15 protein-coding genes and 1 pseudogene are annotated in these 14618 nt (G+C 58.3%); 7 read left to right on the top strand and 9 right to left on the bottom strand.

All coding sequences use genetic code 11. The features are described from left to right. The 5 genes from leuB to leuC form a co-directional block, all read right to left on the bottom strand. A complete protein-coding gene (leuB, locus tag PEL8287_RS18480) occupies window positions 1-1107 on the bottom strand; it encodes a 3-isopropylmalate dehydrogenase (RefSeq protein WP_085893926.1) in 1107 nt (368 codons plus the stop codon). A gap of 279 nt (window positions 1108-1386) precedes the next feature. Further along, window positions 1387-2418, bottom strand: a complete 1032-nt coding sequence (locus tag PEL8287_RS18475) for an endonuclease/exonuclease/phosphatase family protein (RefSeq protein WP_306372193.1) — start codon at window positions 2416-2418, stop codon at window positions 1387-1389. A gap of 38 nt (window positions 2419-2456) precedes the next feature. Beyond that, on the bottom strand, window positions 2457-3302 hold the full coding sequence (locus PEL8287_RS18470) for a hypothetical protein (protein ID WP_235862338.1): 846 nt from the start codon (window positions 3300-3302) through the stop codon (window positions 2457-2459). A gap of 370 nt (window positions 3303-3672) precedes the next feature. Next, window positions 3673-4278 (bottom strand): 3-isopropylmalate dehydratase small subunit, encoded by a 606-nt coding sequence (gene leuD / locus PEL8287_RS18465; protein WP_085893924.1) that lies wholly within the window; start codon window positions 4276-4278, stop codon window positions 3673-3675. Continuing rightward, window positions 4278-5684, bottom strand: a complete 1407-nt coding sequence (leuC, locus tag PEL8287_RS18460) for a 3-isopropylmalate dehydratase large subunit (RefSeq protein ID WP_085893923.1) — start codon at window positions 5682-5684, stop codon at window positions 4278-4280. Before leuC ends, leuD begins: the two co-directional genes overlap by 1 nt. Window positions 5685-5981: 297 nt before the next feature. On the opposite strand from leuC, the gene PEL8287_RS18455 reads away from it, so the two are divergent. Further along, complete coding sequence (locus PEL8287_RS18455; RefSeq protein WP_085893922.1) at window positions 5982-6254, top strand: hypothetical protein; 273 nt, start codon at window positions 5982-5984, stop codon at window positions 6252-6254. Window positions 6255-6442: 188 nt separating this feature from the next. Here the strand turns inward: PEL8287_RS18455 and PEL8287_RS18450 are convergent, their stop codons facing one another. From PEL8287_RS18450 to PEL8287_RS18440, 3 genes are all read right to left on the bottom strand, one after another. Beyond that, complete coding sequence (locus PEL8287_RS18450) at window positions 6443-6940, bottom strand: hypothetical protein (protein WP_217807695.1); 498 nt, start codon at window positions 6938-6940, stop codon at window positions 6443-6445. 175 nt (window positions 6941-7115) lie between these two features. Next, entirely contained in the window at window positions 7116-7817 is a 702-nt protein-coding gene (locus PEL8287_RS18445) for a response regulator (protein ID WP_085893921.1), read from the bottom strand. Continuing rightward, the gene (locus PEL8287_RS18440; RefSeq protein ID WP_085893920.1) at window positions 7814-8311 is read right to left on the bottom strand and encodes a MarR family winged helix-turn-helix transcriptional regulator; all 498 of its coding nucleotides are present in this window, start codon (window positions 8309-8311) and stop codon (window positions 7814-7816) included. Before PEL8287_RS18440 ends, PEL8287_RS18445 begins: the two co-directional genes overlap by 4 nt. 167 nt (window positions 8312-8478) lie before the next feature. On the opposite strand from PEL8287_RS18440, the gene PEL8287_RS18435 reads away from it, so the two are divergent. Genes PEL8287_RS18435 through PEL8287_RS18425 form a run of 4 tightly spaced genes read left to right on the top strand, consistent with a single transcriptional unit; the run spans window position 8479 to window position 11466 of the window. Then, a complete protein-coding gene (locus PEL8287_RS18435; RefSeq protein WP_085893919.1) occupies window positions 8479-9345 on the top strand; it encodes a branched-chain amino acid aminotransferase in 867 nt (288 codons plus the stop codon). Window positions 9346-9351: 6 nt separating this feature from the next. Next, a complete protein-coding gene (locus PEL8287_RS20125) occupies window positions 9352-9513 on the top strand; it encodes a hypothetical protein (RefSeq protein ID WP_176228697.1) in 162 nt (53 codons plus the stop codon). A gap of 32 nt (window positions 9514-9545) precedes the next feature. Continuing rightward, the gene (locus PEL8287_RS18430) at window positions 9546-10928 is read left to right on the top strand and encodes a citrate lyase subunit alpha (protein ID WP_085893918.1); all 1383 of its coding nucleotides are present in this window, start codon (window positions 9546-9548) and stop codon (window positions 10926-10928) included. 40 nt (window positions 10929-10968) lie between these two features. After that, window positions 10969-11466 carry a L,D-transpeptidase family protein gene (locus PEL8287_RS18425; RefSeq protein ID WP_085893917.1) on the top strand — a complete coding sequence of 166 codons (498 nt, stop codon included), beginning with the start codon at window positions 10969-10971 and terminating at the stop codon, window positions 11464-11466. Between the two features lie 544 nt (window positions 11467-12010). Here the strand turns inward: PEL8287_RS18425 and PEL8287_RS18415 are convergent. Beyond that, window positions 12011-12232: pseudogene (locus tag PEL8287_RS18415) on the bottom strand (transposase); the annotation flags it as partial. A gap of 101 nt (window positions 12233-12333) precedes the next feature. On the opposite strand from PEL8287_RS18415, the gene PEL8287_RS18410 reads away from it, so the two are divergent. Together PEL8287_RS18410 and PEL8287_RS18405 are read left to right on the top strand one after the other, a co-directional pair. Next, window positions 12334-12813 carry a tyrosine-type recombinase/integrase gene (locus PEL8287_RS18410; protein ID WP_306372194.1) on the top strand — a complete coding sequence of 160 codons (480 nt, stop codon included), beginning with the start codon at window positions 12334-12336 and terminating at the stop codon, window positions 12811-12813. Beyond that, the gene (locus PEL8287_RS18405; protein WP_085893913.1) at window positions 12810-14480 is read left to right on the top strand and encodes a recombinase family protein; all 1671 of its coding nucleotides are present in this window, start codon (window positions 12810-12812) and stop codon (window positions 14478-14480) included. Before PEL8287_RS18410 ends, PEL8287_RS18405 begins: the two co-directional genes overlap by 4 nt. Window positions 14481-14618: the final 138 nt, after the last annotated feature.

Below are 14618 nucleotides of genomic sequence, written 5' to 3'. Positions count from 1 at the left end.
TCAGAGACTGGCGTCAAGTGCCGCGATGATGGCATCGCCCATCTCGGTGGTCGAGATCGGCGTTTCGCCATCATTGCCCAGCAGGTCGGCGGTGCGCAGCCCATCGGCCAGCACTTTTTCCACGGCATTTTCAACCCGTGTCGCCTCTTCTCCCTGATCAAAGCTATAGCGCAACGCCATGGCAAAACTCAGGATGCAGGCGATCGGATTGGCCTTGCCCTGACCGGTGATGTCGGGGGCCGAACCATGCACCGGCTCGTACATCGCCTTGGGGCGACCATTGGCCATCGGCGCGCCAAGGCTGGCCGAGGGCAGCATGCCAAGCGAGCCGGTCAGCATTGCCGCGCAATCCGACAGGATATCGCCAAACAGGTTGTCGGTGACGATCACGTCAAACTGTTTGGGCTCGCGCACAAGCTGCATCGCGCCGTTGTCGGCATACATATGGCTCAGCTCGACATCGGCATAATCCTCGTCGTGCACCTTCTGCACCACTTCGCGCCACAGAATGCCGGATTCCATCACGTTGGCCTTTTCCATCGAACAGACCTTGTTGCCGCGCTTGCGCGCCAGCTCGAACGCGGCGCGGGCGATCCGGTCAATCTCGGATTCGGTATAGCGTTGGGTGTTGATGCCCACCCGCTCGTTGCCCTCATTGAAAATGCCGCGCGGCTCGCCGAAATAGACGCCCGAGGTAAGTTCGCGCACGATCATGATATCAAGACCGGCCACGATATCCTTTTTCAGCGAGGAAAAATCGGCCAAAGCGTCAAAACACTGGGCCGGACGCAGGTTGGCGAACAGATCCATTTCCTTGCGCAGGCGCAGCAGGCCGCGCTCTGGTTTCACGCTGAAATCAAGGTTGTCATAGGCCGGGCCACCGACGGCACCCAAAAGAACCGCGTCAACCTCTTGCGCCTTAGCCATCGTGTCATCATGCAGCGGCACGCCATGCTTGTCATAAGCTGCCCCGCCCACCAGGTCCTCGCTGACATCAAATTTCAGACCGCGTTTTGCACCGAACCAGTCAATGATCCTGACGACTTCGGCCATGACTTCGGGGCCGATCCCGTCACCGGGCAGAATAAGAAGCGATGGGTTGCTCATGGCGGCGTGTCCTTGCTGTGTAAATTGCTGGCACTCGCCTATCCCGAAGCCCCGCGATGGTCAAGAAAGGTTGGGTTTCAACCCCTCGGTCAACCCATTCCAGACCCGCGCGATCCGCAGTGCTTGGCCCAATGCCTGATGCGTGGCCAGCCAGACGGGTTGGCTGATCTATCCCGGCTCGGTTCATGTGCCCCGTCTGCCAGCAACCCCGGTCGAGGAGGCTCTGAAAATTGCGGCAGCCCCCTAGCTTGGTCTGCGCCACAAAAGATGCAGGCAGCGTCAGTCGATGACAAGATCAACCCAGACCATCCGATGATGGTTGGCCGCATTGACCACTTCCGCTTCGGGCGTATTGTCTGGCGGCCAGTAAACCCCGCTGCCGCGTAGCTTCAACCCGGCAGCGGGCAAGACGTAGTCCACCCGCAGATGGCCCGGATCAGGCTTGGGCCAGGCCACGGTATCCAGCCTTGGGTCGCCGACTTGGCCCGCGTCCTGCGCCACCACGCCGGGGCGCAGGGGGCGCGGATCCTGCAGGCGCGGGTCCGCCAGCAGGTTGCGCATGACCTTGTTGCGCCCATCGCTGTCGTGCGGATCAAGGTTGGCATCACCCAGCAACACAAAAGCACCTGTCGGGGCCTCCCCGATCTGGCCATCCAGAAAAAGTTGCCAGAACCGGATCTCATCATGGTTCCGCCGCCCGTTCAAATCCTCTGGTCCGTCAAATACCGGCGGCGAGGCATGAAAGGCCAGCAGGTCGATCCGGCCTTGCGGCAGGATCACGGGCACCACCCAATGGGCAACCGATGAAAGCCTTTGAACCTCTGCGGCTTCGGCAGAAGGGAAGGGGGTGCCATCCACAATGGGCATGATTGCACCTGGAAGGTCCTTCCATAAGAAGGTGCCAAAGTCCTGTGCCTTGTCGGGATCAAAAGGAAACCGCGACAGGATCGCCATACCGCCCTGACCTGCAAACAGGCCGAACCCCTGCGCATCCCGACCCTGTCCCAGCCGGCCGTCGCCATCCATGTCCAACCCTGTTTCCAATCCCGAGTTCGGGCGGCGGGCAAAGAGATGCGGATAATCAGGGCCGTCTGCCCTGATCATATCGCGCAGGGCCGTCAGGGTGGTCAGTCCAAGATCGTAGTCTACATCCTGCAGTGCCAGAATATCCGGCGCGACCTGCGCCACGACCTTGCGAAAGGCAGTCAGCTGTGGATCATCGCCTTTCAGGATATCACGCAACAGTAAACCGGGCCCGTCACGTGACAGCCCGGTGTTGTAAGTTGCTATTCGAAATGTTTCGGCAAACACCGGCGCGGCGAGTAACAGAAGTGCCGCAAGGTATGGGATCAGGCGCGCTGCAGCCCGTCGGCTTCGGCCTCGGCCCGGGCATAGGCGCGGCGACGCTTTTCTTCGATCATGTCGGCAATGCGGCCCATGGCGATGCCTCGGATCAACATGCTGGCAGGCAGAAAGGCCCATGCGGTCATTGTCCAGATCAGGGTTTGCGGGTTTGCGATTGAAATGGGGTCAATCAGCGTTGACGCGGCTTTGACGGCAGCCGGTATCAAGAATGGCAGCAAAATTCCTAACACAATGTTAAGGCCTGCATCTCTTTTCAGACGGTGCAGTACATCACCGCCACCGGTAGGATCAAACAGGGGCAGATTGACCCATACATTGAATGCGCCGTTACGGGCAGGCCAGCCAAAGATGCGCACCAATGTCAGGAAAACGAACATCATCAGCAGCGAAACCATGTACGAAATACCGGCAGAGGTCCTGACCAGCGACACAAGTTCAAGATCGGCGTCTGCGGGCATCATCAGCACAACAAGGCGCACCGGTGAATAGGGGAAATCAATTGCCTCACCCAGGCCGGTGCCCAGATTGGTCAGCAAAACGGTCAGACCGGTGGGGTCGGTTTTACCACGGCAGATCAGTGACAGCAGGATAACTGTTGCCGCCAGACCAATGAACTTCAGCCGGTTGAAAGGTGGGGCAAAGCGAAACTCGATGATGCTGGGATAGCGGCCGTAATACTCGATGAAGGTCATGACAGAGGCTAGAAAGGCCAGAACAACAACTACTTGGGCTGTATCTGCTTCGGTTGACGGCAAAAGCAAAGACGGCGTTGCAATCAGCAACGCGACTAATAGTGCGCGACTCAATGCGCTTGTCAGCTGTGAAATCACTGCCCGTTTCCCTTCAAACTGGTCTGCCGCAGTACGATGCCGCGCCATTGTTCCAACTTGAGTCCGCGCCCCTTGGCGGTTTGCCTCTGTATTATCCAATGTGTGCCTTCTTTCGGTATGCGGCTCAAGATGTTGGTTAACAAGACGTTAAGTTTAGGGCTAATTGATGATGCGACTGGTGCGGGAATACATCATTTTTGGTACAGAAATTAGGCAACCTTGTTGGGTGCCACAACATCTTGCGGTTTCGTATTTTCGGGCTACAAGCGTGGCTCGGTGGGTAAAAAAAGTACATTTAGAGGTTGTACAAAATACAATTGCCGCATGCAATAAGCATGCGGCAATGCACGTTTTAAAGGGGAAATCGCCCTCAGACCCAGGGGCGTTCCTGGCGTGCCTTCGCTTCAAAGCTGTCAATAGACTCGGCTTTGGCCATGGTCAGGCCGATGTCATCCAACCCCTCCATGAGACAGTGCTTTTTGAACGGATCGACCTCGAAACTGAAAACTTCACCATCCGAGCTGGTGATCGTCTGCGCCTCAAGATCCACTTCGATCCTAGCGTTCGAACCCTTTTCCGCGTCCTTCATCAACACATCTACCTGCTCTTTTGGCAGGGCGATGGGCAGGATGCCGTTCTTGAAGCAGTTGTTGTAAAAGATATCGGCAAAGCTGGGCGCGATGACACAGCGGATGCCGAAATCCTTGATCGCCCATGGCGCATGCTCGCGGCTTGATCCGCAGCCAAAATTATCGCCCGCGACCAGAATTTCGGCTTCACGATATTGTGGCTTGTTCAACACGAAATCGGGAATTTCATTGCCGTCATCATCATAACGCATTTCGTCAAACAGGTTCACACCCAACCCCGAGCGTTTGATGGTTTTCAGAAACTGCTTTGGGATGATCATATCGGTGTCGATGTTGATCAAGGGCAGGGGGGCGGCAATGCCGCTGAGTTTGTCGAACTTGTCCATTACATCATCTCCCGTACATCGGTCAGCTTGCCGGTTACAGCGGCGGCTGCGGCCATGGCGGGCGACATCAGGTGCGTCCTGCCTCCGCGGCCCTGACGGCCTTCAAAGTTGCGGTTTGACGTGGCTGCGCAACGCTCACCCGGTGACAACTGATCGGGGTTCATCGCCAGACACATGGAACATCCTGCCAGACGCCATTCGAACCCGGCCTCCTTGAAGATATCCGCCAGACCTTCTTCCTCGGCCTGCGCGCGCACAAGGCCAGAGCCGGGCACGATCATGGCGCGCAGTCCTTCCTTGACCTTCTTGCCTTTCAGAATTGCGGCGGCGGCGCGCAAATCCTCGATCCGGCCATTGGTGCAGGACCCGATAAAGACGGTGTCGATCTCGACCTCGCTCAGCGGTGTGCCGGGGGTCAGCCCCATGTAATCAAGGCTGCGCTGTGCCGCGTCCACCTTGCCGCCGGTGAAATCCGACGCCGCAGGCACGTTTGCGGTGATAGGTAGCACATCCTCGGGCGAAGTGCCCCATGTGACCACCGGGGCAATATCTTCGCCCTTAAGGGTTACTACCTTGTCCCAATGCGCGTCATCATCGGAATAAAGCGTTTTCCACCAAGCCATTGCGGCCTCCCATTGCGCGCCTTTCGGGGCGTGGGGGCGGCCCATGCAATACTCAAACGTCTTTTCGTCCGGTGCAATCAGGCCCGCGCGGGCGCCGCCTTCGATTGCCATGTTGCAGACGGTCATGCGGCCTTCCATGCTCAGATCACGAATCGCCTCGCCGCAATATTCGATCACATAGCCGGTGCCGCCCGCCGTGCCGGTCTCGCCGATCACGCTCAGGGTGATGTCCTTGGCCGTCACACCGGGGCGAAGCTTGCCGGTGATCTCGACCTTCATGTTCTTGCCCTTGCGCTGGATCAGCGTCTGCGTGGCCAGAACATGCTCTACTTCGGATGTGCCGATGCCGTGGGCCAGTGCGCCAAAGGCGCCATGGGTCGCGGTATGGCTGTCGCCGCAAACCACGGTCATGCCTGGCAATGTCCAGCCCTGTTCGGGCCCCACGATGTGCACGATACCCTGCCGCACATCGGATACCGGATAATAGTGAATGCCGAATTCCTTGGCGTTTTTGTCAAGCGCCTCAACCTGAATGCGGCTGTCTTCGGTCATGGTGGCAGCGTTTGCCCTGTCCAACGTGGTGGGCACGTTGTGATCGGGCACGGCGATGGTTTTGTCCGGCGCGCGCACATCCCGCCCTGCCATACGCAGCCCTTCAAAGGCCTGCGGGCTGGTCACCTCGTGCACAAGGTGACGGTCGATATACAAAAGGCAGGTGCCGTCTTCTGCTTCGTGGGCCAGATGGGCATCCCAGATTTTATCATAAAGTGTCTTGGGGGACATGAGTCCTCTCCCGTTTTTTGGATGGTTTTCAGATGTGACAGGGGTGGCCGCGCCTCATAGGCTGGCGAGTACAGTCAGCGATGCGCCAAAAAACCGCCAGGGCAGGCGCGCGCGATCATCCATGTCGAAAATCCGTGTCATGGGGTTGATCTACGCCTGCGGCTGCAAGACTTCAAGGATTCTGTGTGATACGCATTACAAACCGGATTTAAGTAGCAAATGAGATCTGAGTTATGGGCCGATATTACGGAACCAAGAAACAGCAGCGCCAACAGGAAACTCTGACCGTCTGACGCCGTGGATCATGCAAACACCGGGGGCCTGTCTGACCGGCAGAATGCCCTGACCGAAATGCAGGCCAAGCTGGCGGATCAGGATATGGCACCTCTCTCAACGGCTGTTTTGGGCGGGCAGAAATGTACGGCGCTTTCGTTGCTGATCCGGGATGCGTACGGTGGCATTGCGACCATGGGTTTTGTCGGCATGCTGCAAAACCGGTTCTCTCCGCTGGCGGATTTCGGGTGGATAGGTGTGATGCCACCGACCCGGCGCAGCGTGGCAAGGGATTAGGCAAACGCATCACCGCTGAACTCATCCACAGCACGCTGAACGAGCTGGGGGGCAAACCGGATCATGGGATTTGCTGTCGCCGATAACCCTGGTTCTGCCGCGATGACGCAAAGCTGCGGCATAAGGCCCATTGACCGGGCCTCATACGTTGTGTCGCTTACGCAAAAACCGTTACCCTTTAGGGCGATTTACGGCGCGTCCTCGATCAGTCCGGTCAGGGTGAACTCTCGGTTCGGCCCACCGGCCGGATGAATTTCCAGCGCGCCAACACCGCGTTTGCCGGCAAAGGCGCCGGTGCCGCTGGTCAGTTCCCAGAACCCGTTGTCATGCAACGCGGGCTTGTCCGCGCCCTTCATGAAAACGGCACGTACGGTGAATTTCACGATAGCCACATCGCCCGCGGCGGTTTCGAACTTCAGATAGCCCTGCGGATCGCCTGCGCGGGGCGGGTCGATGTCGTGCCAGCCAAATTCGTCTACCTTGGCGCCTGCCAGCGGGCCTTCGCCCTCGGCCTGGCCCTGCCGGTGCACGGCCAGAACGAAATGCTTGGTGCCGTCGCCCATTTCAAATTTCATCTGTTCCTGCGGAACCATCACCGCCTTGACGTTTACCGCTTCTGCGAACACCTGGCTGGCCAGCATCGACAGTCCCAGTGCCGCGGTTGCAGCGAATTTGCGAATAGCCATTCTTAATCTCCCTTTGATAAGTGCAGTAACCTTTCCATGCATATTTTTGCATGTGTTTGAATTGACGACACCATGCGGGGCAATGGGGCGCGCACTCAACCAAAGAGTGGTTTCATGCGATCAATTTAACGTGCTTGGATTGTGATCTGGGGGTCGCGGGTGCGATGCGTGATGCTTAATCCGGCACCAGCATATAGCCCTCGCCGCGCACGGTCTGAAGATAGCGGGGCTGCTTTGGATCAGTCTCGATCTTGCGTCGCAGGCGGGTAATCTGGACATCTACCGCGCGCTCCTGGGCCTGCCCCCGGTCGCGGCCCAGATCCTCGACCAGCTTAGAGCGGACAACCGGTTCGCGCAGGTTTTCCGCAAAAATGCGCATCAACTGGGTTTCGGTCGCGGTCAGGCGGATCATTTCGTCGCCCTTCATCAGCTCTGCCCGTTCGATATCATACCGAACCGGGCCCATCTGCAGAACTTTTGGTGCCGTGTTTTCGGGTTTGGGTTCGGGCATGCGGCGCAGAATGGCATTGATGCGCAACAGCAGTTCCTTGGGCTCAAAGGGTTTGGGCAAATAATCGTCCGCCCCCGCTTCCAGCCCTTCGATCCGGTCGCCGGTTTCACCTTTTGCCGTCAACAGCAAAACGGGGGTGTTCAGATGCTCGCGCAAGGACCGGGTCAGATCAACACCGGATTCGCCCGGCATCATCACGTCCATGATGATCATGTCAAATTCCAGCCCGGCCAGCAGGCTGCGGGCATGTCTGGCATCGCGCGCCACCGATACCAGAAACCCGTGGCGGGCCAGGAATTTGCGCAGCAGGCCGCGGATACGTTCGTCATCATCGACAATCAGCAGATGTGGGGCTGGGTCGCTCATACTTCACTCTCCCTGATTGTGTAGTAGCGCCGCCGCATCTCGGGGTCCATCATTGCTTCCAGAACCTGGCGAAATCCCGATACCGCTTCGGGCCCGGCAGCGCGGTAGGCCGCGCGCATCCGGGCGCGTTGTGCATCGCTCAGCTTTCTTTCCAGCGCTTCGCCTTCCTCGGTCAGTTTCAGATGCCGCTCGCGTTTGTCCGCAGTACCGACGCGGCTTTCGACCAGACCATCCTCAACCAGTGTGCGCAACACCCGGTTCAGCGATTGTTTGGTCACGCCCAGAATATTCAGCAGGTTGTTCACCGTGGTGCCGGGGCTGCGTGAAATGAAGTGGATCGCCCGGTGATGCGCGCGGCCATAGGCCATTGTCGCCAGAATTCGGTCAGGATCCGCGGTAAATCCGCGATAGGCAAAAAACATTGCCTCGATGCCCTGTCTGAGCTGCTCGTCGGTCAGAAACAGCAGGTTTTCCCCACCCTGTACCTCTGGCATTGCCGTCCTCCGATCACAAACCACTGGTTATGGTTGTTACAATACGTCAGCTTTGTTGACATTCCAAGGTCAAACTGGTACCGAATCGCAGTTTCCGCGCAATATTATGTCCGAACCGGACGTAACGTGCGCAATAAATGAAAAGATAGCCTAAGAGGAGAAGACCAATGGCTGGCTATGATGACCGCGACGGCAAGATCTGGATGGATGGCACCCTTGTCGAGTGGCGCGACGCAAATGTGCATATCCTGTCCCATGCGCTGCACTATGCCAGCTCGGTCTTTGAGGGCGAGCGTTGCTATGACGGCAAAGTGTTCAAAAGCCGCGAACATTCAAAGCGCCTGCTGAAATCTGGCGAACTGATGGATATGGATATCCCCTACACCGTTGATCAGATCGAAGCTGCCAAGAAACAGGTGCTTGACGTCAATGGTCTGACCAACGCTTACGTCCGCGTATTGGCGTTTCGCGGTGCGGGCGAAGATATGGGGGTCGCGGCCTCGCGCAACCCGATCCGCATGGCAGTGACCGCCTGGGAATGGGGCAATTACTATGGCGACGCCAAGATGAAAGGCGCCAAGCTGGATATTGCCAAATGGAAACGACCCAGCCCCGAAACCATCCCCGTCGCGGCCAAGGCGGCTGGTCTTTACATGATCTGCACCATGTCCAAACACGCGGCCGAGGCCAAGGGATGTTCAGACGCAATGTTCCTTGATTATCGCGGCTATGTGGCCGAGGCGACGGGCGCCAACATCTTCTTCGTCAAGGATGGCGAGGTGCACACACCGCTGCCCGATGCCATCCTCAACGGGCTGACCCGCCAATCGGTGATCGGCATGCTGAAAGACCGCCAGATCAAGGTGCATGAGCGCCATATCATGCCCGAAGAACTCGAAGGTTTTGAGCAATGCTGGCTGACCGGCTCCGCCGCCGAGGTAACGCCAGTGGGCCAGATCGGTGACTACCACTTTGAGGTCGGCGCCCTGACCCGCGAAATGTCGGACGCTTACGAAAAACTGGTCCGTTCCTGATCCGAAATGGATTACGGCGCTTTCGCCCAAGACTGGCAGGATGCGTGGAATTTCCACGATCTGACACGCATCCTGTCGCACTACTCCGATCACATCACCTATACCAATCACCGCGGCGTCCTTGCCGCCGAAACACTGATCTTTGATGCGGATGGCATGGTGGTTTAGACTTCGGCCTGCCACGCCCCAAAGGCCAAGACATGAACGCCCTTGCCGACAGCATTGCCCGGCTCAACCTGTCAAACGGCGCAACCCTGTCCTTTCACCACCACCTGCGCAACGGCGATGATGTCATGCGGCAGGTGCTGGCCGCCTGCGACACGCTTGGCCTGCGCGATCTGCATATCGCGCCCTCATCTTTGTTTCCCTGTCACGCCAGCCTGATCCCTTACCTTCAAAACGGCACGATCACCCGGATCACCACCTCTTACATGACCGGCCCCTTGGCCGATGCGGTGCGGGCGGGCGCTCTGCCGCACCCTGTTCATCTGCAAACCCATGGCGGGCGGGCCTGTGCCATCGCCTCTGGCCGCTTGCCTCTCGATGCTGCCTTCATCGCCGCCCCTGCGGTCGACGCCGCCGGCAACCTCAGTGGTGCCACCGGCCCCGAGGCCTGCGGCCCCCTGGGCTATGCCATGGTCGACGCCGCGCATGCGGGTCGTGTCGTTGCGCTCACCGACCACACCGCCGACCGCCTGCCGCGCATCTGCATCCCGGCTAAACAGGTGCATAATATCATTCACGTTCCCCGTATCGGCGAGGCTGCGCAGATTGCCTCGGGCACCACCGGGCGCGCGCCCTCGGAAACCGGCCTGATCATCGCCGATCTCACCGCGCGGCTGATTGCGGCCTCGGGTCTTTTGCAAAACGGTTTCACATTCCAGACTGGCGCCGGGGCAACATCGCTGGCCGTGGCTCGCGCGCTTGCGCCCTTGATGGCCGCTGACAATATCAAAGGTGACTTTGCTGCAGGCGGGATCACCGGCGCTCTGGTCGACATGTTCCAATCAGGCCTCTTCCAGCGGCTCTGGGATGTGCAGGCCTTTGATCTGGCCGCCGTACAATCCTATGCACAGGACGCCGACCACCTGGCCATGTCCGCCGATCAATATGCCAACCCAGAGCGCCCCGACAATATCGCCAACCAGCTTGATGTGATGATCCTTGGCGCGGCTGAGGTTGACATGGATTTCAACGTCAACGTGACCTGCGCCAGCGACGGCCGGATCATCGGCGGCTCGGGTGGGCATGCCGATACCGGCGCCGGAGCCACCCTGCCCATCGTCACCACGCCGCTGGTCGCGGGCGGCTTTGCCAAGCTGGTCAAAACCCTTACCTGCCTCACGACGCCCGGTGCCACGATCGGGGCTTTGGTGACCGAGGCCGGGATCGCCATCCACCCCTCGCGCCCCGATCTGGCACAGGCGGCACGCGCCGCCGGCCTGCCGGTCAAAGACATCAATGACCTGCGCCGACTGGCCAAAGCACACGCCAGCAAGGCCCCGCCCCCCCGCACCACCGGTCGTATCATAGCGCATTGCGAGGCGCCGGACGGCACCGTGATCGATCATATCTGCGCCTGATCCCTTCCCAAGGGGCCGCTTTTCCGGCAGAAATACAGATATGACACCCAACGATCTTGTCCTCACCCCCACCGGCCTGCGGTTTCAGGGGCAGCGTTTTCCCTGCAGCATCGGGCGGGGGGGTATCCGTGCGGATAAACGCGAGGGCGATGGCGCGACGCCCGTGGGCATCCTCCAGATTGTCGGTATGCTCTACCGCCCCGACCGCATGGCGCGCCCTGCGTCCTGGGCTGAACTGATCCGCCCCGGCGATCTGTGGTCGGATGCCCCGGACGATTGGGACTACAACCAGATGGTCCGTGCGCCCTATGCCCCCAGCCACGAGGTGCTCCGCCGCGCCGATCCGCTTTATGATCTGGTGCTGGTCACCGACTGGAACTGGCCTGATGCGCAGCCGGGGCAGGGCTCGTGCATCTTCATCCACCAATGGCGGCGTCCGGGATACCCGACCGAAGGCTGCATTGCCTTCCGCCGCGACCACCTGTTGCGAATCGCCCGCGCCGTCACCCCCGCCAGCCGCCTGATTGTTCGGGGCTAACACGCCTTACGCGCAGAAAGCAGCGCAACGCATGCCCACGCTGCGGAAGCGGCCGAATTCGTGACAAAACCAGTCAGAGTTTTGGCAAGGGTTTGTGGCACAAGAATTTTCAATAGGTTTCGACCGTGAGCAGACAATGCCAAAACGATTGTTTGTGGACAGCTTTGGCTATGCCGGCGCAGCCCAGGGGTGAGACGGACTTGGGTGATGACGGTCAGCTCCGAGCCCAAAGCGGAAGTGCTCCTGCGCTGACGCTCGCAAGTGCAGAAATGCGGTCGCCTAAAATCGTCAGCTGCGCCGCAGAACGAAAAGCGGCTGTTCATCCACAGCGCAGCAAGTTTATTGAAGCCGATGACCGAGTTGCGGACAAGTTAGCCCTCGCGGCTGGCGCGCCAATTGCGGCTTTGGCTTTCAGAAAATATAGCTCCGTATAACCATCGCATGGTTAGTTCTGTTGGCAACGAATTAACCACGTGCCTGTTGCCCCAACCAGTTTGTGAATGCTTTAAGTCTCGGGTTCGGGTTTGGCATTGCCTCGGAAACGACGTCGCTTGCCAGCTTCCATGAAGTCCTTAGACCATTTGTAATAGATACCCTGCGATATGCCTTCTCGGCGGCACAGTTCTGCAATGCTGTCTTCGCCACGCAGGCCGTCCAAAACGATCCTGATCTTCTCTTCAGAGGAATACTGTTTGCGCGTCGCACGTTTGATATCTTTGACGATCTTCTCGCCAGGGCTTTTGCGGGTTCCAGTTGTCTTTCTCATCGTCCACTCCTCAGTGGTTACGATGAGCCAAGAACACTCCCTTATCAAATCACCCTATTTGGACCCATAAGCGCTGACGTCAGACAGTCCAGGAGGATCAACTGTTTCGGCTGCAATTCGCCGCCGAGGACATGAAAGACAGGCGGGCGCGAGTATTTCTTTTACCCAAGAAGCTGGTCGGGCCTATGCGCGACTATCTGGATCGGTTCCGCCCCACGCTTGCACAGGACAGCGAGGCCAATGCGCTGTGGCTCAACCAATATGGAAATGCCATCACGCCTGACGGATTTTCTCGCGAACTTCCCAAAGTAACAAGGCGCTTCCTCGGTGTACCCCTCCGAACTCAGGCGTTCCGCCATATCGCGGCTACCTCCATCGCCGAAACTGATCCGGAGCATGTTAACATCATCAAGGATATCCTTGGTCACGTCACATTGGAGATGTCCGAACGCCACTATAATCGCGCGCAGGGTGTCTCCAGTTGCAGTCAGTTTCAATCGATTGTTGAGGACATCCAGGACAGGCTGCCTATAGTAGGCAGGGCCGATCAGAACAAATTTTCCGGGAGGCCACGGTCATGAAAGCCGCCATTTACGCACGTTATTCAACCGAGATGCAGTCAGAGGCATCGATCGAAGACCAAGTCAGGATTTGTAACAAACTCATCGAGGGGCGGGGTTGGGAAGTCGGGCCGATCTATTCCGATTACGGTCAAAGTGGAGCGACGCATTTGCGCGCCGGATACCAAAAACTCCTAGAGGAGGCACGATATCGCAAGTTCGACGTTGTGGTCGCTGAAGGCCTCGACCGGCTCAGCCGAGACCAGGAGCATATCGCCCACTTCCATAAGCAGATGACGTTCTCTGGTATCCCGATCTTCACCGTGGCCGAGGGCGAGATCACGGAACTGCATATTGGCCTGAAGGGCACGATGTCAGCGTTGTTTCTTAAAGACCTTGCGCTGAAGACGCATAGAGGCCTTGAGGGGCGCGTGAAGCAGGGCAAGGCCGCTGGTGGCTTGTCCTTCGGATACAAAATAGAACGGCAACTGTTACCTGATGGCACCTTCACCAAGGGCGACCGCGCGATCCTTGAAGAAGAAGCGGAAATCGTACGTCGTATCTTCGCGGAATATGCAAATGGAAAGAGCCCTCGAAAAATTGCAGGGGAGCTTAACTCCGAGGGTGTCGGCGGACCTCGTGGCGCGACTTGGGGGCCATCCACGATTTACCGGAATTGGAAGCGTGGGACCGGCATCCTTAACAATGAGCTGTATGTGGGCAGGATGGTCTGGAACCGCCAGAGCTTTGTTAAGGACCCGCTGACGGGCAAACGGCAGGCGCGACTTAACCCCAAGGAAGAATGGGTCATCGAGGAAATTCCACAATTGCGAATCGTCGAGCAGAACCTCTGGGATCGGGTGAAAAAACGGCAATCTTCGACCCGCGACGCTATGAACACTGGCGGCGGTAGACGGCTTGACCATGCGCGAAGAGCAAAATACCTGTTTTCCGGGCTGCTGAAATGCGCCTGCTGTGGTGGCGGCTACGTCCTGATCGGCAAAACCAGATACGGCTGCGCCAATGCGCGCAACAAAGGCATCTGCGACAACCGCCAGACTATTGAGCGGGAGGACCTCGAACAGCGGGTGTTGGAGGGCCTGAAGGACAGGCTCCTGTCGCCTGAACTGATCGCAGAGTTCGTGGCCGAGTACCAACGCGCCTATAACGAGATACGAGCGGCTGAAGTGAAGGCCCAGGCAACGAAGAAGCGCGAATTGGCCAAGGTCCAGAAGCAGCTCGACGACATGGTCGAGGCTGTCTGTAACGGCATGTACCATCCGAGCATGAACGACAAGATGGGCGCGCTCGAATCGCGCAAAGCGGAGCCCAAGACCGAACTTGAGAAACAGCAGGAAGAACCAATCCGCCTGCACCCCAGCCTGAGTGGCATCTACCGTGAGAAAGTTGCGGAACTGTCCGAAGCGCTGAACACCGAGGGTACGCGCACTCAAGCCGCTGAATTGATCCGGGGGTTGCTGACGGAAGTGCGGCTCATACCCGGCGAAGGCGCTTTGTCCATTGAGCTTGTGGGGGAATTAGCGGCCATCATGGCGCTTGAAAATAAAAGCCCCCGAGACACGAAGTCCGGGGGGCAATTAATGATGGTTGCGGGAGGGCGCATTGACCTTGACCGAACCACAGAAGAGTTCCTGAGGTGCATGAGAGGGTCTAAACTCAATCTCTGACAATATGGGCTTATTTTGTTGAAAAACTCTTCCTTGATCGAGGCGTGCATCACTGATTCAATTCCCATCTTGATCGGGGGATTTTGCGATGTTGGGACCGAGGCAGGAAGCACAGGCGGCGCTGTTTTATGAGTTCTC

Origin of the sequence: Roseovarius litorisediminis, assembly GCF_900172295.1 — a bacterium.
Lineage (GTDB): Bacteria > Pseudomonadota > Alphaproteobacteria > Rhodobacterales > Rhodobacteraceae > Roseovarius > Roseovarius litorisediminis.
Note: the sequence above shows the minus strand (reverse complement) of the source record. Positions and strands in the feature narration are given on the sequence as shown.

Coding starts and splice junctions, on each gene's coding strand:
- leuB (WP_085893926.1), bottom strand. CDS start 1,107: ATGAGCAACCCATCGCTTCTTATTCTGCCCGGTGACGGGATCGGCCCC.
- leuD (WP_085893924.1), bottom strand. CDS start 4,278: ATGGACAAGTTCGACAAACTCAGCGGCATTGCCGCCCCCCTGCCCTTG.
- leuC (WP_085893923.1), bottom strand. CDS start 5,684: ATGTCCCCCAAGACACTTTATGATAAAATCTGGGATGCCCATCTGGCC.
- PEL8287_RS18450 (WP_217807695.1), bottom strand. CDS start 6,940: ATGGCTATTCGCAAATTCGCTGCAACCGCGGCACTGGGACTGTCGATG.
- PEL8287_RS18445 (WP_085893921.1), bottom strand. CDS start 7,817: ATGAGCGACCCAGCCCCACATCTGCTGATTGTCGATGATGACGAACGT.
- PEL8287_RS18440 (WP_085893920.1), bottom strand. CDS start 8,311: ATGCCAGAGGTACAGGGTGGGGAAAACCTGCTGTTTCTGACCGACGAG.
- PEL8287_RS18435 (WP_085893919.1), top strand. CDS start 8,479: ATGGCTGGCTATGATGACCGCGACGGCAAGATCTGGATGGATGGCACC.
- PEL8287_RS20125 (WP_176228697.1), top strand. CDS start 9,352: ATGGATTACGGCGCTTTCGCCCAAGACTGGCAGGATGCGTGGAATTTC.
- PEL8287_RS18430 (WP_085893918.1), top strand. CDS start 9,546: ATGAACGCCCTTGCCGACAGCATTGCCCGGCTCAACCTGTCAAACGGC.
- PEL8287_RS18425 (WP_085893917.1), top strand. CDS start 10,969: ATGACACCCAACGATCTTGTCCTCACCCCCACCGGCCTGCGGTTTCAG.
- PEL8287_RS18405 (WP_085893913.1), top strand. CDS start 12,810: ATGAAAGCCGCCATTTACGCACGTTATTCAACCGAGATGCAGTCAGAG.